At 29.9% G+C, this 24,282-nt stretch carries 21 protein-coding genes; 5 read left to right on the forward strand and 16 right to left on the reverse strand.

Translation table 11 applies throughout. The features are described 5' to 3' along the window. The first annotated feature begins 163 nt into the window (after positions 1-163). Positions 164-1,972 carry a tetratricopeptide repeat-containing glycosyltransferase family 2 protein gene (locus B3086_RS11835; RefSeq protein ID WP_346879230.1) on the forward strand — a complete coding sequence of 603 codons (1,809 nt, stop codon included), beginning with the start codon at positions 164-166 and terminating at the stop codon, positions 1,970-1,972. Between the two features lie 66 nt (positions 1,973-2,038). On the opposite strand, the gene megL is transcribed toward B3086_RS11835, so the two are convergent. The 7 genes from megL to B3086_RS11870 all read right to left on the reverse strand — a co-directional run bounded on the left by megL (position 2,039) and on the right by B3086_RS11870 (position 11,100). Next, a complete protein-coding gene (megL, locus tag B3086_RS11840; RefSeq protein ID WP_346846451.1) occupies positions 2,039-3,235 on the reverse strand; it encodes a methionine gamma-lyase in 1,197 nt (398 codons plus the stop codon). 274 nt (positions 3,236-3,509) lie between these two features. Continuing rightward, positions 3,510-4,757: a sigma 54-interacting transcriptional regulator gene (locus B3086_RS11845; protein ID WP_346893437.1), complete on the reverse strand. Its 1,248-nt coding sequence runs from the start codon at positions 4,755-4,757 to the stop codon at positions 3,510-3,512. A 106-nt stretch (positions 4,758-4,863) separates the two neighbouring features. After that, on the reverse strand, positions 4,864-5,592 hold the full coding sequence (locus B3086_RS11850) for an HAD-IB family hydrolase (protein WP_346893439.1): 729 nt from the start codon (positions 5,590-5,592) through the stop codon (positions 4,864-4,866). Between the two features lie 278 nt (positions 5,593-5,870). Further along, a complete protein-coding gene (locus B3086_RS11855; protein ID WP_346879231.1) occupies positions 5,871-7,397 on the reverse strand; it encodes a hypothetical protein in 1,527 nt (508 codons plus the stop codon). Further along, positions 7,390-8,886, reverse strand: coding sequence for a hypothetical protein (locus tag B3086_RS11860; protein ID WP_346877013.1), 1,497 nt, complete (start codon positions 8,884-8,886; stop codon positions 7,390-7,392). Before B3086_RS11860 ends, B3086_RS11855 begins: the two co-directional genes overlap by 8 nt. 307 nt (positions 8,887-9,193) lie before the next feature. Next, positions 9,194-9,463, reverse strand: a complete 270-nt coding sequence (locus B3086_RS11865) for a DUF3343 domain-containing protein (protein ID WP_346846446.1) — start codon at positions 9,461-9,463, stop codon at positions 9,194-9,196. A gap of 80 nt (positions 9,464-9,543) precedes the next feature. After that, positions 9,544-11,100 carry a hypothetical protein gene (locus B3086_RS11870; RefSeq protein ID WP_346846445.1) on the reverse strand — a complete coding sequence of 519 codons (1,557 nt, stop codon included), beginning with the start codon at positions 11,098-11,100 and terminating at the stop codon, positions 9,544-9,546. A 178-nt stretch (positions 11,101-11,278) separates the two neighbouring features. On the opposite strand from B3086_RS11870, the gene B3086_RS11875 reads away from it, so the two are divergent. Together B3086_RS11875 and B3086_RS11880 are read left to right on the forward strand one after the other, a co-directional pair. Then, positions 11,279-12,067, forward strand: a complete 789-nt coding sequence (locus B3086_RS11875) for a hypothetical protein (RefSeq protein WP_346846444.1) — start codon at positions 11,279-11,281, stop codon at positions 12,065-12,067. Positions 12,068-12,312: 245 nt separating this feature from the next. Next, complete coding sequence (locus B3086_RS11880) at positions 12,313-12,813, forward strand: DUF4489 domain-containing protein (RefSeq protein WP_346846443.1); 501 nt, start codon at positions 12,313-12,315, stop codon at positions 12,811-12,813. Between the two features lie 236 nt (positions 12,814-13,049). Here B3086_RS11880 and B3086_RS11885 read toward each other — a convergent pair whose 3' ends face one another. The 4 genes from B3086_RS11885 to B3086_RS11900 all read right to left on the reverse strand — a co-directional run bounded on the left by B3086_RS11885 (position 13,050) and on the right by B3086_RS11900 (position 17,892). Continuing rightward, positions 13,050-14,780, reverse strand: a complete 1,731-nt coding sequence (locus tag B3086_RS11885; RefSeq protein ID WP_346846442.1) for an NAD(P)/FAD-dependent oxidoreductase — start codon at positions 14,778-14,780, stop codon at positions 13,050-13,052. A 67-nt stretch (positions 14,781-14,847) separates the two neighbouring features. After that, positions 14,848-15,987 (reverse strand): aminotransferase class V-fold PLP-dependent enzyme, encoded by a 1,140-nt coding sequence (locus B3086_RS11890; protein WP_346846441.1) that lies wholly within the window; start codon positions 15,985-15,987, stop codon positions 14,848-14,850. A 331-nt stretch (positions 15,988-16,318) separates the two neighbouring features. Continuing rightward, on the reverse strand, positions 16,319-16,849 hold the full coding sequence (locus tag B3086_RS11895) for a DUF4489 domain-containing protein (RefSeq protein ID WP_346880043.1): 531 nt from the start codon (positions 16,847-16,849) through the stop codon (positions 16,319-16,321). A 272-nt stretch (positions 16,850-17,121) separates the two neighbouring features. Then, positions 17,122-17,892, reverse strand: a complete 771-nt coding sequence (locus tag B3086_RS11900) for a hypothetical protein (protein ID WP_346893441.1) — start codon at positions 17,890-17,892, stop codon at positions 17,122-17,124. A gap of 222 nt (positions 17,893-18,114) precedes the next feature. On the opposite strand from B3086_RS11900, the gene B3086_RS11905 reads away from it, so the two are divergent. Next, on the forward strand, positions 18,115-18,798 hold the full coding sequence (locus B3086_RS11905; RefSeq protein ID WP_346846896.1) for a DNA alkylation repair protein: 684 nt from the start codon (positions 18,115-18,117) through the stop codon (positions 18,796-18,798). A gap of 244 nt (positions 18,799-19,042) precedes the next feature. On the opposite strand, the gene B3086_RS11910 is transcribed toward B3086_RS11905, so the two are convergent. The 3 genes from B3086_RS11910 to B3086_RS11920 form a co-directional block, all read right to left on the reverse strand. Then, the gene (locus B3086_RS11910; protein WP_346880044.1) at positions 19,043-20,005 is read right to left on the reverse strand and encodes a GNAT family N-acetyltransferase; all 963 of its coding nucleotides are present in this window, start codon (positions 20,003-20,005) and stop codon (positions 19,043-19,045) included. After that, complete coding sequence (locus B3086_RS11915) at positions 20,002-20,229, reverse strand: hypothetical protein (protein WP_346880045.1); 228 nt, start codon at positions 20,227-20,229, stop codon at positions 20,002-20,004. Before B3086_RS11915 ends, B3086_RS11910 begins: the two co-directional genes overlap by 4 nt. Before the next feature lie 387 nt (positions 20,230-20,616). After that, positions 20,617-21,051, reverse strand: coding sequence for a GNAT family N-acetyltransferase (locus tag B3086_RS11920; protein WP_346879237.1), 435 nt, complete (start codon positions 21,049-21,051; stop codon positions 20,617-20,619). A gap of 391 nt (positions 21,052-21,442) precedes the next feature. Here B3086_RS11920 and B3086_RS11925 point away from each other — a divergent pair, with 391 nt between their 5' ends. Next, entirely contained in the window at positions 21,443-21,784 is a 342-nt protein-coding gene (locus tag B3086_RS11925) for a DUF6483 family protein (RefSeq protein ID WP_346893443.1), read from the forward strand. A gap of 266 nt (positions 21,785-22,050) precedes the next feature. Here B3086_RS11925 and B3086_RS11930 read toward each other — a convergent pair whose 3' ends face one another. Together B3086_RS11930 and B3086_RS11935 are read right to left on the reverse strand one after the other, a co-directional pair. Beyond that, the gene (locus tag B3086_RS11930) at positions 22,051-23,064 is read right to left on the reverse strand and encodes a serine hydrolase domain-containing protein (RefSeq protein WP_346880111.1); all 1,014 of its coding nucleotides are present in this window, start codon (positions 23,062-23,064) and stop codon (positions 22,051-22,053) included. Positions 23,065-23,066: 2 nt separating this feature from the next. Next, entirely contained in the window at positions 23,067-23,843 is a 777-nt protein-coding gene (locus B3086_RS11935; RefSeq protein WP_346893445.1) for a pseudouridine synthase, read from the reverse strand. Positions 23,844-24,282: the final 439 nt, after the last annotated feature.

Raw genomic sequence — 24,282 nt, forward strand, 5'->3', positions numbered from 1 at the left:
CTATTTTATTTCTCACAAATAGAACTAAATATTATTATATAAATAGTAATGTTTACTACAAGAACAGTTCATTAAATTTTTACATAGTATATATGGTAAAACTAATAGAATATTTTATTTATTCAACAATGAAGGTTTTATTTAAAAGAGGAGATAATATATTATGAAAAATGAAGTAAGCTTGTGTATGATTGTAAAAAATGAAGAAAACTATTTGCCAAGCTGTCTTAACAGCATTAAAGATATTGTGGATGAAATTATTATTGTTGATACAGGGTCTACGGATAAAACTGTAGATATTGCCAAAAGCTTTGGGGCTAAAGTTTACTATTTTCCTTGGCACAATAACTTTAGTGAAGCTAGAAATGAATCACTAAAGCATGCTACCAAAGATTGGATACTCATATTAGATGCAGATGATGAATTATCCCCTAAGAATCAAGAAAACTTGAAAGATTTACTATACAGACAATTAGATGAAAATGCGATTTACTACTTTGAAACATTAAATTATTATGGAAATATTGTTGATGATAATTCAATAACTATAAATTTAAATCCTAGACTATTTAAAAATAACCATGGAACTCACTATGAAGGAGAAATTCATAATCAATTAGTATACTCAGAAAACAAATATAAAGCAATTTATCAATTAATGCAAATTAATCATTATGGATATATGACTAAATCAATAGAATCTAAGAATAAAAGAAATAGAAATATACCTATTTTAAATGATCAAATAAAAAAAGACCCCAATGATTCCTTTGCTCACTTTAACCTCGGTACTGAATACGCAGCATTAAACGATAATGAAACTGCGTTAGAACATTACTATAAATCCTATGAGAAATTTGACCCATACAACGGATATAGTTATTTACTAATATTTAGGATAATTTTCTTAAACTATAAAATTAAAAATTATGATACAGCTTTTAAGTTCATAGACATCGGTATTAAGCATTATCCTAAATTTACTGACTTATATTTTTTAAAATCTCTTATTTTTAAAGATATGAATATGCCTACACTTCAGATAAAAGCTCTTAAAGAATGTATTGAGCTAGGTGAAGCACCATCTGAATTAAAATGCTTATACGGAATAGGAAGTTTCAAGGCATACTATGAGTTAGGCAATGCCTACTTCGCACTAAAAGACTATGATGCTGCATACAATTATTATATTGAAACACTTAAATCAAAGTCAGATTTCCTTAATCCCTTATACCTTATTGGAGATATATTAAAATTCAAAAATACCCCAATGGATAACTTTAAAAGGATTATAGAAGATCTTATTTCTAGTTCTCCAAAATCTAATCATATTATTGCAGATTTGTTTTATAATGAAGGACTCTATGAAATAGCATTGGAATACGTAGAAAAATGTGAACTATCTGAAACTATTACTGAAGAGCTGGTATTACTTAAAGCTAAATGTCTTGTAATGTCTGGTTCCTTTACCAAGTGTATTGACATGACCAATATAGTTGATGATAATTCTTCAAATTTATATTTTTCAATGTACAAAGTTATAAGTAGTGTATTAACTAATAATTATGATAAGGCGTTATCCTTATTATCCAATTTTAAAGAGGATTCCTTATTAGGTTACAATAAAAAACTATTAGAAGTGTATTCACAGTTTTTAAAATTATTTACCAAAGAATCCACCACTCTTTTATCCGAAGATGAAAATGAAAGGGAATATCTTGATATTATTCTAGAAATATGTGAAATATTGCTTATAAATGATAAATATGACGAACTTAAAATAGCTGTACACTTACTAAATTTAATAAATAATAAATTTGTGCTTCTTAATCTAGGAAAACTATATTTTAAACATGGATATATTGAGCATGCCAAAAAAGAAATCATTAGGTCAATAAAAGAATTTGAAGTTTATGATAGTGATAGTCTAGATATATTGCAATATTGCATTAATAATAAAGACGTCTCATAAATCTATATAATTAAAGACTCCCAAACGTTAATTTAGGAGTCTTTATTAGTTCTATACTATACTATATTATAGTATACACTTTAATGCATTATCTAAATCATTTATTATGTCTTCCACATTTTCTAGACCAACAGCTATTCTTATTAATCCATCACTAATACCAGCCATTTCTCTTTCTTCTTTAGTGTATGGTGAATGTGTCATTGATGCTGGATGTTGAATTAAAGTTTCAGCATCTCCAAGACTTACTGCTATTGTACAAAGCTCTGTACTGTTTATAACTTTCTTACCTTCTTCGATTCCACCTTTTACCTCAAAAGCTATTACAGCTCCTGGTAAAGACATTTGCTTTTTAGCTAATTCATATTGTGGGAAGCTTTCTAAACCTGGATAATATACTTTTTCCACTGCATTATGTCCTTCTAAAAATTTAGCTACTTTCATAGCATTTTCACAATGTTTTTCCATTCTTATTTCTAGAGTTTTCATACCTCTAATGATTAAAAATGCATCAAAAGGACTCAAGCTAGCTCCTGTCATATCCTTTACACCAAATAATCTAACATTTTTTATAAATTCTCCACTTCCAACTACAAAACCAGAAATTACATCTCCATGACCATTTAAGAATTTTGTTCCTGAATGAATTACTACATCAGCTCCAAATTCTAATGGTCTTTGAATATATGGAGTACAGAAAGTATTATCAACCATTACTATACAATCCTTATTTTGGTGAGCTATCTCACTTATAGCTTCTATATCTGCAACTTCAAGGTTTGGATTTGCTGGTGTTTCTAAATAAACTACCTTAGTATTTTCTCGCATAGCCTGTCTTACTTCTTCAAGATTGGTGGTATCTACAAAAGTTACCTCAACCCCATATCTGCTTATTCCATGATTCAAATAAGCATAGGTACATCCATAAAGAGTTTTTGCTGCTACCACATGGTCTCCAGCTTTTAACACTGTCCAAAATGCTGATGCAACAGCTCCAATGCCAGACGCTGTAGAAATTGCCGCCTCTGCACCTTCTAGCATTGCTAACTTATCTTCCAATTGAGTATTTGTTGGATTTCCAAGTCTTGAATATATATATCCACCTTCTTCAAGAGCAAATCGTCTACCACCTTGCTCTGCAGATTCGAAAGTAAAGGTTGCTGTTTGATGAATAGGAGTAGCTAAAGCACCAAATTGATCCTTAACGTGTCCACCATGAATTGCTCTAGTAGCAAAGCCCATTGTTTTTAAATTATTCCCCATTAATTTGACCTCCCAATATAAATTATTTTTACAATAATATATAGCAATTCTAGTGCCAAATTAAGGATAACTTAAGTGATACTTAGATCTAGGTGAATATAGTTTTAGACAAAGCTTTAATAACAAGGAAAGGAGAATCTCATTTATTTTTATAATATGCAACTCTTAATATTTATACTAATTTAGTGTAAATATATCTTTACTTATCAGAATTTTTTGTAAATGTTTTTTTACATCTGTAAATTAATTTTTACATACTTTAATACAAAAACACCTACATTTTTATATGGTACTTATTAATTTTATTCATTATTGTAGTATGAGAAACTTTAAGTACACTTGCAGCTTTTCTATAACTCTTATAATTATCTATAGTTTTTTTAATAATTTCTTTTTCACATTTCTCCATTATATCTTTTAATGGTAGCTGCAAATATTCATCAGATTTTTTATCTATAATCTCTTTAGGTCCATAGCTATAAATATCATTCTTAAAATTAATAAAAATATCCTCTGCAGTTAATATGTCACCTTTGCATAAATTCATTGCTCTTTCTATAACGTTTTGTAACTCTCTAACATTTCCAGGCCAATGATATTTCATTAACTCGCTAATGAAATCAACATCAGCGCCCTTTATATTTTTATTTAATTTATAATTTAACTTCTCTATAAAGAACTGTACAAACATCGGAATGTCCTCTAATCGTTCCTTTAATGTTGGAATATACATAGGAACTACATTTAATCTATAATATAAATCTTCTCTAAAAGTTTTATCCTTAATCATGTTCTCAAGATTCTTGTTAGTTGCAGCTATGATTCTTACATCTATGGATTCTTCTTTATTACTACCAATTTTTCTAATTTTCCCTTCTTGTATCACTCTTAATAACTTTGCTTGAATAAACATAGGCATTTCTCCTATTTCATCTAAAAATAAAGTTCCTCCACTAGCTTCTTTAATAATACCATCTTTTCCCCCTGTCGTTGCACCTGTAAAGCTTCCTGGCTCATATCCAAACAACTCACTCTCTAATAAGGTTTCTGGTAATGCTGCACAGTTAATAGCAATAAAATTCTTATTACACCTAGGGCTTATGTCATGTATTGCCTTTGCAAAGACTTCCTTACCCGTACCACTTTCACCTCTTAATAACACCGTTGAGTTACTCTTTCCAATAGTCAAAGTCATATTTTTAACTTGCTCTATTGCCTTGCTTGTACCAATTATGTTCTTGAATTCCCTATCCTCTATTGAATCTATTATGGCTTTTAACTTTTTTTCTTTCTGTTCATAATATAATAAATCCATTTCTTTAACTGAAATAATATCTTTAATATTACAAATCTCTTTCATTAGTTCCTTCTTTAACCCATCTTCCATGTCCTCAACCTTTACACATACCTTTTGAAAAAACACTTCCATAGAAATCAAGTTAATTTTCCTATTGTAAATTTTCTCTAATATCTCTACTGTAATTCCCAATCTATCTCTTGTAATTATCTCAAATCTAATCATACAAATCCCCCTTTTGTAAGAAAGTACTATGTTTAAAAGTGGCGTTACAAGACTTCTATTGTAACGCCACTTAAGCTATCCCTTAAAATATAAAACTTTATTTTACTTAGATTAATTCTAAATTATTAATATCTAATTTATAAATGACATCTTTTCGTTCCACTATAACATTGATTTTTTTCTTTACTTCTTCATTTTCTATTATCTTTGAAATAAGCTCTTTAGTTGGATTTATAGCATATGGATTTCCTACAGATTTAAACATAGTTAAATCCCCAGAAGTATCTCCATAAGCATAACTTTTACTTAAATCTATATCATATTTTTCTTTTAACTCCATTAAAGCATTTTCTTTACTTACAGAATCCCACATTGGTATAATTTCACCAGTATATTTTCCGTGGTCATTGGCTTTATAAATGGTACCCCTAAAATCGTCCATTTCATATTTCCCTGCCATCTCTCTTACAAGCTCTATGGGAGATCCAGAAATAGCAATTACAACATGACCTTGTTCCTTATGCCATTTAATTTTATCCCTAGAAAATGTATATACCCTATCACCTTTCTGATTAATCACATTTCTAGCTATATGTTCTATATGTTCTTTACTCAAACCCTTAGTTGCCTCAATATAAACGTCAATCATTTTAAGTAAATAGGTATCATAATCCCCTTGTCTAATATCCCACTTGGAAAAAGCTGGCCTAACTTCATTATACCATTTATCTTCTTCAACTAACTCATATTTTATTATTTTCTTAAAAACTTCTGTTATTAAACCTTCTCTATAGATAGTTCCATCTATATCAAAAAATGCTGCAATCTTTCCCATATAAAGCCCTCCTTAAATGACACTTCAACTCTACACTTTTGTTAGTAGATTTACTTCTTCAAATAAAAATAAGAAGAAGTTTCCATTATAATATTTTATCTACAATAACATATTTATGATTTAAAGTCCAGTATTCATAATAGGGTTCACTAATTTGGATTTTACTAATCTATTAAATAAATCCGTCATTTTCTATTATTATAATAATTAAATATTTTATACAAAACCTACATAATAAAAGGCACCCTTTTGTCAATGACATTTTATTAGGAATGCTTTTAAATTTCATCATCTAGTAACCATTTAATCAAAGAAAATCTCACATGTTTAGGAATTTTATTTTCATTTTTTGTTTTAGCTTCTTTTAGATTAGATAAATTCTCGACACTCTTAACATTCATTTGTTGTTTTAAATCTTCATTTTCTTTTTCTTTTTCATCTAATTTCTTTTCCATTAATATTTTTTCTTTATCCTTTTGTAACAGCATCTGCTCTAAACAACTATTTTTCTTTTTTAATACATCATTATCATACATATATATATTAATTTTCTCTTTTTCATTGTAAAATTTATATTTCAAATTTGATATTTGATTTTTTTCATACTGCATATCCTCTTTCAATGTTCTTAATTCTTCATAAGTCTCTTTAAGCTTTAATTCTAATTCTTCTTTTTCTCTTTTAAGTATTTTAACTTTTGAAAAATAATTTTTTAACTCCTCCTTTTTAAATGTAGAATTTTCAACCTTATGCTCTAGGTTTTTATTATTCTCTACTTCAGTATCTATTGAATTTTCTAAAAATTCCGGCAAAAACATTTGTTCCTGTCCATTAACATTCACTACATATATCTCATTAATAAAATAATTGTTTTGTTTATCTTCTATATTTTCTTGATAAAATACTTTCTTAGGCAATATCTTATCAAAATGCCTGTACACTTGAGGATTGCTAAAATTTTGTCCACAGTCTGCAGAAAAACATCCATAAAGCTTGTTATCGCAAATCCACAAAGCCCATAACACCCTATTATATAATATTAATGTGCAAGAATTAATATTTACATGTTGAAACAGTATAGTATTTTTTTGCAGCCCTGCTTCCTTATACTGGTAAATCACTCTATTAACATGATCATCTTGAGTAATAAACAGATAGTGCTTTATATTTTTTTCTACACAAAAAGTAAAATCTATGTATGGTAAGAGAGACATGTGTATAACTTCTTCCTTTCCCCATCGCCCTTCTACAACGTGGAAATTTCTAGAAATTAATTGATATACTCCAGCTACCATAGTGTTTAATAAGATTATATTAGATTCACACGCTTGGCAAGTACCATACGGAAACTTAGAGTAACATTCTAAATTAGCAATTATTTGCGGTTGAGTCCATAACGTTCCATTTTCAGCAAATTGATGAACTAATATTTCTGAATAAGTATGTTTATCTACTACGTTATATAGTAAATGAATATCCTTGGAGCAAAAAAAAGCTCTAATCCGTATAGGTGTAATTACATCATACTTCATATGGAGGAGAGTTTTATGCGTCCATTCTTTTCCTTCCAATGTAGATAAAATAAGATCGCCACAAATATCCTGACAGAAAACATGAATCTTCCCATTCCACTCCTCCAAAACATAAAAATATTCAAAACTATCTTTATAAATGCTTATCTTCTCTGACCACTCATGATTCATAAGTATTTGATAATATATGCCTTGGTTACTATCATAACAAAACTTTAGTAATCTTCCATCTTTCTGCTTAACCAAAAAACAATCATATTTTTCGTTAGTCATCTTTCTTCTCTCCTCTACAACCTTCACAGTCTCTACAAAATGGAATAAATACTATTTCTTCTACAATTACCTTTGTTGAAATCAAAACACTAACATCAAACTTCAAACTGTTGTTTATAATTACTGGAGTGCCTGTTAATTTAGCAAAAGAATTGATTACAAATTCTACTCCCTCTTGTTCTGCATATGCGGGTATATATAATGTCGCTTTTTGTGTTCCCTTAATTTTTCCTTCAACTATATATTTTTGTTCCCGTTCATCTTTGCATTCTATGTAATAGGGAATATAAAAATCATATTGTAGTATTGAGTATTTTTTTCGACTATCTATAATTTCTCTATTCTTTGTTTCTTTTACAATTTCACACTTTTTAAATACAATTTCTTCCACACTTATAATTTTTTCACCTTTTGAAGATACTTCATTTAATACCTGTGGAAAGATTATTTTTTCTTGATAGGTAGATATAACTTTTTTTGCTAATATAGTGGTTACATTTTCTTGTTTTTCTTCATCTTCACACTCTGCGAAAATAAAAGATTCTTCATCTACTTGAAATTTATTCTGAGTAACCACACCTATATCGTATGGAATACTATTATTCTGTACAAAAGTAAGAGTATCTAAAATAACATTATTAGAAATATCAATCCTTTCAAATACCCCTTTCCCATCATTACTTATACTAGTTACAAGTAATGTTTTTTTATCAGGAGATAATTTAATTCTTTGTAATTCTGGTAGAGTAGTTTTTATTGTTGCTATACTTTCTCTTTTTAAGATATCTATAACTTCAATTCTATGCAACCCACTATTTGCTACATATAAAAGAATCCCGGCCTGATCTAAAGATGTAATATCAGACCCTTTTGGGAAATCTATATATGAAATATCCCCATTTTCAAGATTCAATATAGAGACATTGCCCATATAATTTCCTTTATTAATTCCTTTATTACATATATAAATATATTTTTCATCTTCTCCAATAAGAATACAGCTAGGCGCAGTCCCAACATCTTTGTACACTTTTATCAATTGGAAGTCTGATGTATCATAAACATTTATTTCATTCTGAAAAATGTCCAGTACAAATAATTTCTTCTTCTCCTTGTCAAGTTCTAAACTATCTGCAGCCATAAACCCTTTTATGCAACCAAGCTTTTCACCAGATCTTAAGCTATAAATACATACTTCCTCAGTATCACAGACATAGATTTTCTGAGCTATGAAATCTACTTTTATATTACCATTGTTAGTAATATTCCATGTTCTATTTGAATCATATAAATCCTCAATAAGTGTAACTTTACTATTTCTATCACTAGCTATATACACATTGCTTTTTTCATCAACAATAATACTTAGAGGCCTTGGACCAACATCAATCTCTTTTATAATACTATAACTATCCCCATCAATTATAGATACCTTTCCTGTTCCTAAATGCGATATATAATAGATGATTTTCTCTCTTTTATTAAACATAGACTCGCCTTCACCTCCTCCTTTACTAATAAATCATATTGTGCCATCAGTAAATCTTTATATCATTATTCTAGGTCTATTATATAATTTATCTTAATATTCAATTTTCACTTTTCAGCCTATATAAGTGATTTTAATTATAAATTAATCCAAATAATAACTTAAAGAGTGATCGGTACTAAAACTATATAAAAACTATTTTTGATTCTATTTGAAGTTAGTTTCCGAGTTCACTCTTATACTAAAAAATATGCTTTATGCTTGCTTATTATGCAATATAAATATAAAAAAACTAACCAAGCAAATATTATTCAACTAATTCATAAGTTTGGCTTTTTCCTTCTTTAACAATCTTATACATACTAGTTGGGTAAATATTATTTCTTTGTAATTCTTTTTGTATAGCTTCCATATCTATTTCTTTAAATTTCACTGCTTGAGTACAACTAATATTAATTTTATTAGGAGCAGTAACAAGTTTTACCGCTATATTTTTTCTAACTAAACGCTCGTAAATATATAGCGCCCTGTGATGAGAAGTAAAGACCATGATATAATCGTAATCTTCTATTTTCATATTATCACCTCTATTTTGTGACGCCTTAATTTATACAGGCTCCTTACTTTATTGTATGCTTTAAAGCTGTAGAAGTGACTTTATACTCCATTTGTCCTTCTTCTTAGTAATCGTTCCATAATGGATTGATTCTTTTCTAATTCAAGTTCTTCACTCAATCTCCTTTTTTCTTCATTTATGATCTCACCTTGCTGTTTAATTATTACATTTTCTTCTTGGCATTCTTTCAATTTACTTTCTACCGCTACTTTAATCTTCCTTTCTTCTAGCAATTGTTGTTTTGTATATTCTAACTCTTTTTGAATACTTGTTGTAAGGAGTTCTTCTTCCAAAAACTTTTTTTTTGTTCCCTCTAACTCTTTTTGAATGTTCTTCTGCAATTTCAAGAATATATTACAGTTCTCATCTGACTTCCGCTTTTGTTCTAATATTCTAGCAATTTGTTCCTCATATTCATCTATAAATCTTTGATTTTTTTGTAATTGTAAATTTAATGCTATAATTTTCTTTTCTAAATTTTTCTTTTCTAAATTTACACTAGATAATTCAAGTTTTAAACTTTCAATTGATTCTCTTTCCTGAAGTGTTGCTCCTTTAACTTGATTTCCTTCTTTTTTTAATGAATCTTTCATACTTGTTATAATTTCACTTGGATTAAACAAATACAAATCCAATCCACTAGTTCCATAAATTTTTTTTACTTTAGTAGCACTATCCTTATCTATACCAATAAAACAATTATATCTTTCTACTGTAAGCTCATTACCTCTATCAAAATAAACTACGCTACTCCATTTTTTACCATCAAAGGCTGAATAGGAAATCTTCCCTTGTTCTAGCCAACAAACGTACAATTTATTACTTTTAGTAAATAATATAGGTTCTTTCAATTCTTTTCTACTTTCATGAACTCTGAATTCTTTTATACTTCCGATAATATCTATAGAAACATGATCAAGAAAATAAATAGAGTCTTCTCTAGATTTATTTAGTATATGAATTTCCTGTTGATCCATTAACACTTCAAACCCTATATCCTCTCCTTGAATGCCATAAAGTCTTCTTGCAATCGACCATCTGTGATTTTCAAAGTTACAATAGTTTAAAGATATCTCATCACCTTCATCTGAAATAAAAAATGCATAAATATTACCCTTTTTATTTACATGTACTGAATAATATTCTTTTAAATTAGGTATCAATATAATATCCTGTATTGTGGTAATTTTAGTTTCTTTTCCATTCCATATACAATGCATTAACACTCCATGGTCACTACCATCATTACCTACTAGTAAATAAAAGATGTGCATCTCATCTCCGATAATTTCTACTTTTAAGTTTTGTATTTCAAATTCTTCACTTTCCACTTGATATAGTAGCTTTCCCAACCATTGCGTATCTTTCATAGTACAGTATCTCAGTTCCCCTTTAGTATTACTGTATACCACATGTATTGTCTCATCTACACTAACATAAACATCGAATCCTAGCACCTCTACATCAATTAGAGTTTCTTTAGTCCATTTTCCTTCTCTGTACATAATTCTATAACATAACTCTTTATTGTCGTTTCGTGAAAACTTCCATATGTTATCTTTATAGTCACTATATATCCAAGGATATACACCATTCATACTCACTCCCCCTTTATAAAATTATATTTGAATAAAAACTTATTATGCACTTCTATATAACAAAAAATTATATTAACCTGACTTTTTAATATCACCACTTTAATATTCTGACATATGATGTATTGTAAGTATTAAATATATTTATATTTATCATAATTTTTCAAGAGGAGGAGAATTTATGTCCATTAACTTCAAGAAATTTGTGCCACGTCCTGGTCTTGTAAATAAACAAGGACGTTTACCTGATCCTTCAGAATTAGTTTGCATTGAAGTACCTAAGATTTTTGATCAATGCCTAATTAAAAGATGTCTCGTATACGGCGAAGGTCCAGACACAAATACAACAGATAGTCAATTAAGAAGCGATCCGCTCATTGATCCTAAGAGATATATTGGTAGTAGAGACTTCAATGTAGAGCTACTTTCCGTAGATAAGCTTCCGCTCAAAGGAAAACCTGGTTTTAAAAAAGTAGTTCTTAATTATGTGATTTCTTTCTATGCTGATTATATTGATTGCGATGGCGTAAACAAAAGTGAATTATATGAAATTAATAGGACAGATGTAATTGGAAAGTTCTACTGTCCTGATTCCATAGCTCAAATTTCAGCTAGTTTTGTACCTGTTCAACAGGCTGAAGATTTAGATTCTAACATTATAAAACTTGAAATGGTTGCTGAAGCTCTAGACGGTGAATTACTACAAGATCTAAATGGGGATGATGTTCTAGATATTACTTTAGGTTACTACATTGTTGTAAAATGTGAGCTTATTGTACAACTACTTATCCCAGCTTATGACTACTGTCCAGTTCCAAAAGAACCATGTGAAGAAGAACCTGACGAAGATCCATGTGAGAGATTTGATAGAGCCCCAATTCCTAAGTTCTATCCTGATCAAAACCTAGACCCATTATTCCCAGACTGTGACTGTGACGATAATGAAACTGTATTATCGGACTTGCTATAACTGAAGAATAATTAAGGGTTCTATATCTATATGAATAATGTACCTTCGGTAAAATTAGTAATTGTGAAAGGTGATAATATTTTTAAATATATTATTATATTTTTTTATAAATGCTTATCTATCATCACCTTTCTTCTACAAAAATCATATAATATAATAAAACACTTAACAAATAATTGCATACCTTAATTATTCATACAATTGATTTTATTAAAATTTATATAATTAGAGGGAGGATTCTATCTATGAATTCAATGTCAAAAGGTTATTATGATCCTTGCAGAAAAGAAATTAAAGAGGACAAACATTGTCCAACTATTATAAAATGTGGTACCCCTAGTTCTACTACAGTACCTGCAGCTACTGTAGCAGGTACAACTTTTACCGTTAGTTCTGTTACTTTAGATAATTCTTGCTTATGTAACCCAACAACTAAGCTAGAATTTGCAAGTAATCTTGTTGCTCCAGTTGCTTTTACAGGAACTATAAACTTTCAAGTATTTAAACTATGTAGAGGTCAATTTACCCCTGTTCCTGTTGGTCCTGCATGGACATTTGATTTAGTTGCACTACTTGCATCAGAAACATTCTCATTCTTTGTTTGTGATTGTGATTCTTGCTTTGATGATTGCTGTACCTATACTGTAGTTGCAACTGTTACTAGTGCAGTTACTGTTGGTACTCTTAATATCAACAATGCAACACTTGGAGCAATATCAACATGCGGTAGAAATAACTGTTGCTAAAAGTTAGGCATATATGAAAATAATTTGGTTTAGCTAATTTAAAGTTAAGGACATTTAATTATTGTCCTTAACTTTTTTATTGCAAGCGGTTTTATTGTGGAAGAAGATAGCCATGATAGCAAATACTCCCTCTATTCCATCTAACATTGGAAATCAAAACCTCTTGGGCATAGAATTACAAAATGACCTACATCTAGTTGATGTAGGCCATTGCATTTATACCTTTAAACTTCCGTCTACTCTTTACTAGCTATTATTTGCTTTGCTACTTCATTTGCTGAAATCATTCCACTCTGTAAGGCTCCTTGTTGTGATGCATGTTTTTGTGATATATGCTCTCCTGCAAAAAATACTCTATTCCCCATTTCTGGAATAGTTACAGCATAGGAAAACAGTGTTTTTTCCTGGGGCTTAGATAGTGCTCCTGCTCCCCATATATACTGTACATCAGACCAAATTAATGACTTATAGTCAATAAAATTCTCATTAATATAATGAGGAGGAAGTTCATGCATTTTTTCTAGATATCTTATAACGTCGTTAACTTGCAACTCAGGGTTTTCATTGCCTAATCTCACCGCTTCATGACACCAGCTGTAACTAGCAAGCAATGCACCTGGTTCTTCTGGACTTGCATCAGGCTTTAGCGTCCATTTCCCATATTTATTCGATACTGGTTTCGCATGATCTGATGGATAGTAAACTGAAGTTAGTGGGAGGTCAGTAAAAGATCTTCCGCCTACTATTTTTTTGGATGCATTCCCCATCTCCCAAAACCTTTCCTTAATATATAAATATACCTTTTGCGCTGTTTCATAGTTCATTTCATTTATTGCCTGCATCTTTGTCACCGTAAAAAGAGGATTAATCTCAACCCTCCTCAAGCTTGGAAAAGGCACGGCACATATAACATAATCATATTCCTCTAAATTCTCTTTACTTGTTCCACACTCTGTATATTTAAGAAGAATTTTATCACCTGAAGATGAACTATATATGCCATCAACTGGAGAGCCCATTTTTATATCTACATGACCTAATTTATCTTTATCTATACCTTTATATACATCTTCTATTTCTATATTATCACAAAGTGCTCCATATATCGAAAGCGGTAAGTTAATCATGCCATCGTTAATACGGTAAGTGCACTCAGAATCAGCAGTATAATATTGCTGTAGGATTTCAGTGAGACTTAGCTTAAAAAACTGCTGACTACCATCTAAATAGCCTAACATTGATATCGCATCTTCACTAAACTCTGCATTTTCATAGGCTCTTCTATAACTTAGTTTATCTATGTCCTCTATACTCTTTAAGTATTCGGGTTTAGTTTCAACTAACTCCTTTCTTGCTTCTGATGTAAGAGAATCTAGATATTTTTGATAAAATTTTCTATAAAGTTGCGAACGAACTTTGCTTCTATCACTGTCTGTTAAGTGAAATCTAGGATATATATTCCTTGATATATATTTCCCTTTAGGATCGTTCACAGCCTTTTCACCTCTTACATAAAACAGAGCATTAGTGTTATTATTTACAAATGGGCTTGTGTTAAGCTTAAAAAGATTGATATAATGCCAGGTAGTCTCATGAGATACTGGTATACTCATTGGTCCTAATTCACCATAATATCTTTTATTTCTATCAAAATAATATGTGTATACCCTACCCCCAATTCTCTGACTTGCTTCAAATAAAGTAATGTTGCATCCTATCTTTCTGAGTTCAAAGGCTGCAGCTAGCCCTGCCTCTCCCGCACCAATTATCGCTACCTTAATATCTTTAGCATACCCTGTTGGACAAATGTTTGTTATATCTTTAGGTGGACTCATTAAATCAATTATATTATTTAGATCATCTAATCTATTCTGCATCTTTAGTATATATTCAAGCATCGTGTATCTTTCACAATCAGAAGGATTGTCTATTTGATAAAGAGAGTTTGAATTATTACAAGCATTCATAACTTTCACATCCTAATGTTTTTTATTACATATATAATTATATATGTACTGTATCTTCCATTTCACATTATTTTAATTTATAAATCATCTTAATTGCTTCTACTAATTTTTCTATATCCTCAAAAGTATTAAAATATCCCGGACTCACTCTCACCGTACCAGCATACTCTGTACCAATTACGCCATGTATTAAAGGTGCACAATGGTAGCCTGTCCGTAAAGCAATTTCGTTTTCATTTAATTGTTCACCGACAATCGAAGCGTCAATTCCATCTATATTTAAAGAAATTACTGCACTTCTTTGTTTTTTAGAATCACTTCCATAGATTTTTACATAAGAAAGTTTTTTTATCTCTTCTAACAAATACCCTGTTAATTCTTCTTCACATTTTCGTATATTATCTATTCCAATTCTCTTAATAAATTTTATACCTTCACATAACCCAGCAATGCCTGGTGTATTTAGTGTTCCACTTTCAAATTGATCCGGAATAAAGTCTGGTTGGACCATAAAGTGTGAGTTACTTCCTGTTCCACCTTCCTTAAAATTCCTTAGTTTAATACCATCTCTTATAAATAATCCCCCTGTTCCTTGAGGCCCCAATAATCCTTTATGTCCCGGAAAAGCTAATAGGTCAATATGATTATTTTCTACATCAATGGGAATCACTCCCGCACTTTGAGATGCATCTACCATAAATATAATCCCATTTTCCTTTGAAAGCCTTCCGATACTTTCGATATCCTGAATAGTACCTAGTACATTAGAAGAATGATTGATAATGATCATTTTAGTGCTTCCCTTGATCTCCTTTTTAATATCCTTAAAATTTACATAACCTGCTTTATCTACACCCACCAGAGTGATTTCAACTCCACCTTCATTTAATGAATGAAGTGGCCTTAAAACAGAATTGTGTTCAATTACTGTACTAATAACATGATCCCCTCTTTTTAAAGCTCCTTTAATTGATATATTTAGGGCTTCTGTAGCATTACTGGTAAAAATCAAATTTAAAGGACTAGGTATATTAAATAATTCACATATACCTACCCTTGTTTCCATGATTTTCAAAGCTGATTTCACTGACATATCATGAGAGCCTCGTCCTGGATTAGCACAGTAATTTTTCATGCAATTTAGCATTTCTTCATAAACTACTGGTGGTTTTGGAAAGGACGTAGCTGCATTATCCAAATAAATCATATAAACCTCCTTTTCTAATCACAATTCAAATAAATATATGACTTATCATTAAAGTAAGAAATACCTATGATGAAATCTAAAGTCATAAAGCTCTTGCTTATTATATATTATATTCAAACGGTTAAAGTTTCGTGATTGCTCATGAAAATATAAAGAATATAATTATTTCTAATAATGAAATATATCAATTATTCGCTAACCTATATATAAACATAACAAAATCCCGGCATGGAAAATTCACACTCCGAGACTTTGTTAATATTAATATCAGTAATTTAATTATTTATATATCAAAATTATCTAAACTAATCGATTTATATATGACTAATCTTTAGCAACAATTATTTCTACCACATGTTGATATTGCTCCAAGTGTTGCGTTGTTAATATTAAGAGTACCAACAGTAACTGCACTAGTAACCGTTGCAACTACAGTATAGGTACAGCAGTCATCAAAGCAAGAATCACAGTCACAAACGAAGAATGAGAATGTTTGTGATGAAAGTAGTGCTACTAAATCAAATGTCCATGAAGGTCCAACAGGAACTGGCGTAATCTGACCTTTACAAAGTTTAAATACTTGAAAGTTTAGTGTTCCTGTAAAAGCAACTGGAGCAACAAGATTACTTGCGAATTCTAACTTAGTTGTTGGGTTACACAAGCAAGAATTATCTAAAGTAACAGAGCTAACAGTAAATGTTGTGCCTGCTACAGTAGCTACAGGGATTGTGGTTGCGCTAGGAGTACCACATTTTATAATAGTTGCGCAATGTTTGTCCTTTTTAATCTCCTTTTTGCAAGGGTCATGCTTGCAAGGATCATGTTTGCAAGGATTATAACAATCTTTTGACATTGAATTCATAAATAGAATCCTCCTTTTAATTAAATAAATTTTAATAAAATCAATTGTATGAGTAATTTAGTGTATTATCCTATTTATTAAGTGTTTTTATTATAATATATGAGTTTATTAGGAAAAAGGTGATGATAGATAGAAATTTATTAAAAAATATAGCAATACACTTAAAACTATCATTACCTTTCATAACTACTGATTTTAGTTAAGTTACATTCCTCATTTACCTGTAAAAACCTTAAGTATTCTTTTTATTATAATAAACTCTATAATTTTTACTAATCGTACTCTTCATCATTATCGTCACAGTCTGGGAATAATGGGTCTAAGTTTTGCTCTGGATAGAACTTAGGAACTGGAGCTCTATCAAATCTTTCACATGGGTCTTCAGGCTCTTCTTCACATAATTCTTTTGGAACTGGACAGTAGTCATAAGCCGGTATGAGTAATTGTACAATAAGCTCACATTTTACAACAATGTAATAACCCAAAGTAATATCTAGAACATCATCTCCATTTGGATCTTGTAGTAACTCACCATCAAGAGCTTCAGCAACCATTTCAAGTTTTATAATATTATAATCTAAATCTTGTGCTTGTTGAACAGGTACAAAACTAGCTGAAATTTGAGCTATTGAATCAGGACAGTAGAACTTCCCAATTACATCAGTTCTGTTAATTTCATATAATTCACTTTTAGTAATACCATTGCAATCAATATAATCAGCATAGAAAGAAATCATATAATTTAGAACTATTTTTTTGAATCCCCGCTTACCTTTAACTGGTATCTTATCTACAGATATCAGTGTTACATTGAAGTCTCTACTTCCAATATATCTCTTAGGATCAATAAGTGGATCGCTTCTTAATTCACAATCTGTTGTATTCGTGTCAGGACCTTCACCATATACAAGGCATCTTTTAATTAAGCATTGATCAAAAATCTTTGGTACTTCAATACAAACTAACTCTGAAGGATCAGGTAAACGTCCTTGCTTATTTACAAGACCTGGACGTGGTATGAATTTCTTAAAGTTAATGGACATAAATTCTCCTCCTTTTGAAAAACTGTAATAAAATTTAATCTATTTTATACTTTCAATACATCATATGCTAGAATAGAAAATTGGTGATGATTAAACCGTATATTATATTACATAAATAACCTAAATTAATAATGACTTATAAAAAAATATTATTATTTAGATTATAATATGGAATCTCTATGATAAAATATAATTATAAAACTAAGGAGAATAAAAATGGAAATAAATAATGTAATTAAAGAAAAACTTTCTATATTAGCAGAGCCTAAATATCAAAAATTTTCTAGTGGCTTATTACCTGGTATTCACAACATCCTAGGTGTTCGTTTACCTGAACTTCGAAAAATTGCTAAAAAACTTGCAAAAGATGATTGGCAAGGTTATTTGCAAAATGCATCAGATGACAGTTTTGAAGAGATTATGCTTCAAGGGATGACCATTGGTTATGTAAAATCTGAGCTTTCTGATATATTGCCATACATCACAAGCTTTGTTAGTAAAATTGATAATTGGTCCGTATGCGATAGCTTTTGTAGTGGATTAAAACTTCCTAAACAATATCCAAAGGAAATGTGGGAATACTTGATGCCCTATATTCTAGATACCCATGAGTATCATATACGTTTTGGAGTAGTCATGCTTCTTTTCTATTATATAGATGATAATCATATTGATGAAATATTAAAGCTATTGGATGGCATTAAACATTCGGGTTATTATGTTAAAATGTCAGTGGCTTGGGCCATATCTATCTGTTATATAAAATTTCCAGAGAAAACAATAAAATTTCTTAAAAATAATACTTTGGATGATATGACCTATAACAAAGCTTTACAAAAAATTACTGAATCATTACAAATAGATAAGGATACTAAATGCGTAATGAGAAATATGAAACGAAAATAAACAGAGTTCTTTGCTTCAGAGGGAGTTTTTACTCCCTCTGAAGCTTTAGAAATCGTTATCCAGGGACGTAGCAGCTCTTTACTCCCCCACTTTGAAGAAGATGGGAAAATTAGAGCTGGTAGTCATCGGATAAATCAAAAAAGTGCCCTCTAACAGTTCATAAACTGCTACAGGGCACTTTTAAACAACTTCTTCATGTTAAGGGTTTCTGTGATGCGTTCCTCTGATTGTGCACATTTAAAATTTATCTATCATTTATATCTTTATTAATTGGTCTTCTCATAGATAATAACATTGGTGTAAAATACTTTTTCCAAAACTTATTACCATATAGATTTGCTGTTTCAAAATCAACATGAATATATGGTACATTAAAATCTTTGCAATAATCATTGACGATTTTCAATAGCTCAATACCTATTTTTTTATTTCTATATTCTAATTTTATATAAGCACCAATTTCGTCGATTAAACCACATTTTTTTATAGACATATCTATAAAGTTATTGTTATCAGCAATACTTAAATTAATAAATCCCACCGGAATATCTTCGTGCCATGCAATAAACACATTTCTTTTTAATATTATTTCTTCAATCTCTTCTTTAGTAAACCTGTCTCTCTTAAGAAATAATGGTGCAGACGCATAATATTCATTGGATTCTTCTACAAGCTCATATAAAACATTAGCATTTTCCATGGTAGCTTTTCTAATATCACACATAGATTTTTCACCAGACTCAATATTACAATCATTAAATGCATCTATCAAATATGACCCATATCCTAAATCAAACAATATGTTTTTTAAATTTATATCATTAAAAAATATTGTCCACATATGATTAAAAATATTTTTATTAATCCATTCCTGTGATATACTTTTATATAATTTTAAATATACACTTTCTTTGTATTCTTCAATAGCAGAATGTCCTATTGCTGGACAAAACACTGTATTCTCTCCATTGAAAGGAAATTCATCATATGCCAAGAATCCAACTACCCTGTTGTCTAACTTTGCTACAACTGCACTTTGATTTTTAATTCTTTCAACAAGAAACTTTTCTAATAATTCTGTATCTTGTTTCCAATGTAATGGAAATTCACTATTATCACAATATAGTTCAAATTGTCTAACCCATATCTTTTTCGCCTTATTTATATCTGAGTCTTCCATATTGGTTACTTCTATCTCTCTAATCATTTTTTTATCTCCTTTTCTATTTTGGTATTGTTTATATCATTTTGAAACTTCCTTCTATAATCATCTATATGCTGTCCAGCTTTTTCATTTTTTCTCTTTCTCATCTCTCTTGCTACAATACTTTTATTAAGATTATTTGCCACTGCGGCCTCTGAGAAAGAGTACCCCTCTTCTACCATGTCTAGTGCTCTTTTAAGTTCCGCATCTGTATATTTTCTATTCATATATAGCCTCCACATTATTTTTTCCTTAAAAATGGACATAAAGATACCGCAGACAATCAACCCTTTGTACTTGGCTACTATCTACGGCTACAAAAAACACGACCTTCCTGTCGCGTTACTTATCCTTTATAGGCAGTATTATGAAAGGTTAACTACTCCCGCAAAAATGCAACACAAATAATAGACTATGTCTAAAGTTACATTTAAGCCCATTTTAAGTTTTATACTAAAATCACCCTTTTACTTGTATTCATTAAAAACATCTCCTTTCATAAAATATTATTAGTAAATAACTGTTTACCTTGATAATTATACTTTTTTATGAATATTTTGTCAATTGCAAAATAACAACTAAAGATGTAATCAAAGTAACACCCTTATTCTATATTAACGTTGTTGCATATATAAGGTATTGGGATAGAATCCAAGTTTCTTATAAAACCCTATGGTAGTTTCATTCTCTTGTGATACCGTTACCCCAATTACTTTGCAATTATTTTCTTTCAACCACTCCATATGCTTAATTACAAGTTTCTTACCAATGCCACTTCCTCTATTATGCGCATCAACGTGAAGTGAATCAATTTCTCCTTTTCCATCAATTATCGTTGATATACAATATCCAATATATCCATCATCACTTTTGGCAACAGTAATTTTTATTGTCTGGCTCTCAAAATCTTTGATTCTCTCCTCAAAGCTAATAAACCTATAGGATTCCTTAAAGTATTCTGAAGTATTTTCATGATACTGTCTGTTTTTTTCCCATAAGTTCTTGATAACTTCAACCTCATCATAAGAAATATCAAAAATTTCATTCATATTTATCGCTTCCTTTCAATAGTCTTAATATAAGCATATCAATGTTCCAAATATATACAAGCAATTATGGAGCCGGTCCCCAGAATGTCCCTTGAATATTTCTTTACTTATGTAGACAAGTAGTCCTTTATATTGAGCTGCTGTCTACAGATATACCAAAACACGCCCCTCCTAATTATACTTTTTATGAATACGTCTAAACATTGAAATAACAACTAAAGATCCAATCAAATATAAATACTTACATTTTTCTTGTGATATAATAAATATATACAAAAATAAAGTAACATCTGTTAATATAAATTATTAGAGTGACTGTATAAAATTTAAGAATATAATTCCTTTAACCATACTAATTTAAAATAAGGAGTGACTTTATAAATGTATAAAAATGATAAAAACAGCCTTACAAGCAGTAGCTTCTATATTTAAAGGGAAAAGTGCTATAGAAAGTAGTATTGATGAAAACAGTGATGATATTACTATTGCAGAAGACCAGCTACTGGAAATAATGATTAGAAAATATATAATTGAAGGTGAAATCAATAAAGCTGAAAATATGCTGTTTGAAGCTATCAATTCTCATAAATCCCCTAGAAACTTAGAACTAGCACTATTCTTTTATGAAGAAATAAGTAAATGGACTGAAGATAAACTCATCAGTTGTAATTTCTCAAAAATAGAAATATTAGAAGGTTTAAATACTGTAAAAAGAATATATAAAAGAAGTTAATAATCAAAACTTCTAAATAAGATTTACAAAATCAGAGAATATACACTAAATTTTTGGACATACGTACCCTCTCATCAATCAAAATGAGAGTAGATAAATTTGTGTTTACACAAACTTATCTACTCTCCCTTTTTATCTATTTAACTTAATTCATCTATTATTTTCTTAGCTTCTTTATTGTTAGGATTCAACTCAAAAGATTTCTTATAACTCGCTAAAGCTTGCTTCTTATTACCTTGACATAAGTACATTTCTACTAAACTATCCTAAAGGTTAGCTGATCCTGGAAATATTTTTATTGATAAATTGAGCACATCTATTGCCTCTTTAATTCTTTTTCTCTCCAACAAGTTATAAGCAATAGCGTTAAATTCATCCTCATACACAAGATATTTTTCAATGGAATTTTCCTTTATTGTATAATACTCCTGTAATGCAATTTCAGAATTATTATTAAACATTGTTCTTACTATATGACTAGCAAGTGATCTTTTTATATATTCAACTTCTTCTCCTAAAAGTATATCTAAAATACTCTCGCATAAAACTTTAGTTCCAATATAATCTGAATTAATCATAACAACAACTGCAATACCTCTCTCTGGTAATATTATTAAATTGCTTCTAAATCCTGTATCCATACCACTGTGAGATCTCACTTTATTTTCTTTATATTCTCCCAAAAACCATGCCAATCCAATTTCCGAAGTATAACCACCCCAACCTGTTAAGGCATATTTTCTCCAAAGTTCTAAATAACTATGGGCTTCTAATATTTTATTTCCTTTAAATTTTCCGACCTTCATATTAGCAATAGCGTAGTTGCACATTTCAACTACATTAGAATACAACGTAGAGCTTGGACCATGTGCACGATTATAAGGAAAAACTTCACTAACCGTGGCACCATAGCCATTCTTGATATCTAAGACATGAGGACTTGTAAGTAGCTCCTTTGAAACTAAAGGTTTGAAAAAATTGCTTTCTTTCATTTGTACAACATTGAGAATATTTTCTTTCATATATTTCTCAAAAGACATACCTGAAACTTTTTCAATAACATTTCCCAAAATCTCATAAGCAATATTACTATAGGCAAATTTTTCTCCTGGCTTCCACATAAGTTCTCTTCCACTAATGCTTCTAACGTACCTCTCTAAAGCATCTTCATTATATTGAGGCTTATTCCATTCATAATCCTCTTCATCTGGCATACCTGATACATGAGTTAACAATTGCCTTATAGTTATTTTTTTATATCTATCTCCAAAAATTATAATTTTTACACTAACTTGTGAACTTCCTCTTCTGTTAGCATTCGATACTGGCCTTTTTCAAGGGTTTCATCTAAGGTTAACTCCCCAATAGAAATCCTCTTTAAATATACCACATAACAACCAACTGCCTTTAACATACGCTTAACTTGATGTTTACGTCCCTCAGAAATTGTAAGATATCCACAGACAATAGGCTGATTATAATGTTTTGATTCTATATTATAGAACTTTCCAATATCAGTTTCCTGTTCTAACTCTTCATAGTTCCCACATTTCACCACTTCAATTTTAGCAGGCTTTGTTAATGCTTCACCTTCTCCAATGGAAATTCCATTCTCTAATCTATCTCTATCTTCGTCATCTAATGAACCCAATGCCCAAAAGAAATATTTCTTTTCGACATGCCCTTCCGGACACATTAATTGATGATCAAAATCACCATCGTTGGTAAAAAGCAATAATCCTTCTGTATCTTTATCTAATCTTCCAACATGAAATATCCCCTTTATATTATCCTCATGAAAAAAATCAAAGACTGTTTTATTATCAGCATCCTTTCTTGCAGTAATACATCCTGTAGGTTTATGAAACATATAATACACCTTTTCTCTATAATCAACTACTTTATCAAGATACTCAATGATATCGGTACTCTCCTTAATTTCCATTGCAGGCTCTGTTATCACTTCCCCATTTACTTTAACCTTACCTTCTTTAATATAATCCCTACTCTTTTTACGTGTCTCAACGAATGACCCTGCTAAAAATTTATCTAATCTCATATTTACCCTCTTCTTTTCATCAGTAAAATAATTTTAGTTCTCTTATCCTAAGTAAAATAGTAACTATAATAATATATACTACTTTCATCTATGAGTAAAGATGTTCATTTATTAATAAGGTAGTATTTTGATACAGATAATATAAACATAAACAGATTTCTAACCTTCAGAGGGAGTTTTTTACTCCCTCTGAAGGTTAGAAATCGTTATCCAGGGTCGTAACCGCTCTTTACTCCCACTTTGAAGAAGATGGGAGTATTAGAGCGGGTAGTCATCGGATAAAAATGGACTAAGGTAATAATAAATCATGTCTTAATCCATTATTTTAAATAAACATGCCTTATCAAAACATTTTTCTTCCATTTAATAGGAATTAAATTGTGGTATTCAATTACAATACAAACTAATGAATATTTATCTATTCTTAAAAACAGGCCCA

The sequence above is a fragment of the Clostridium sp. UBA871 genome (genome assembly GCF_002295255.1).
Classification (GTDB): Bacteria; Bacillota; Clostridia; order Clostridiales; family Clostridiaceae; genus Clostridium_J; species Clostridium_J sulfidigenes.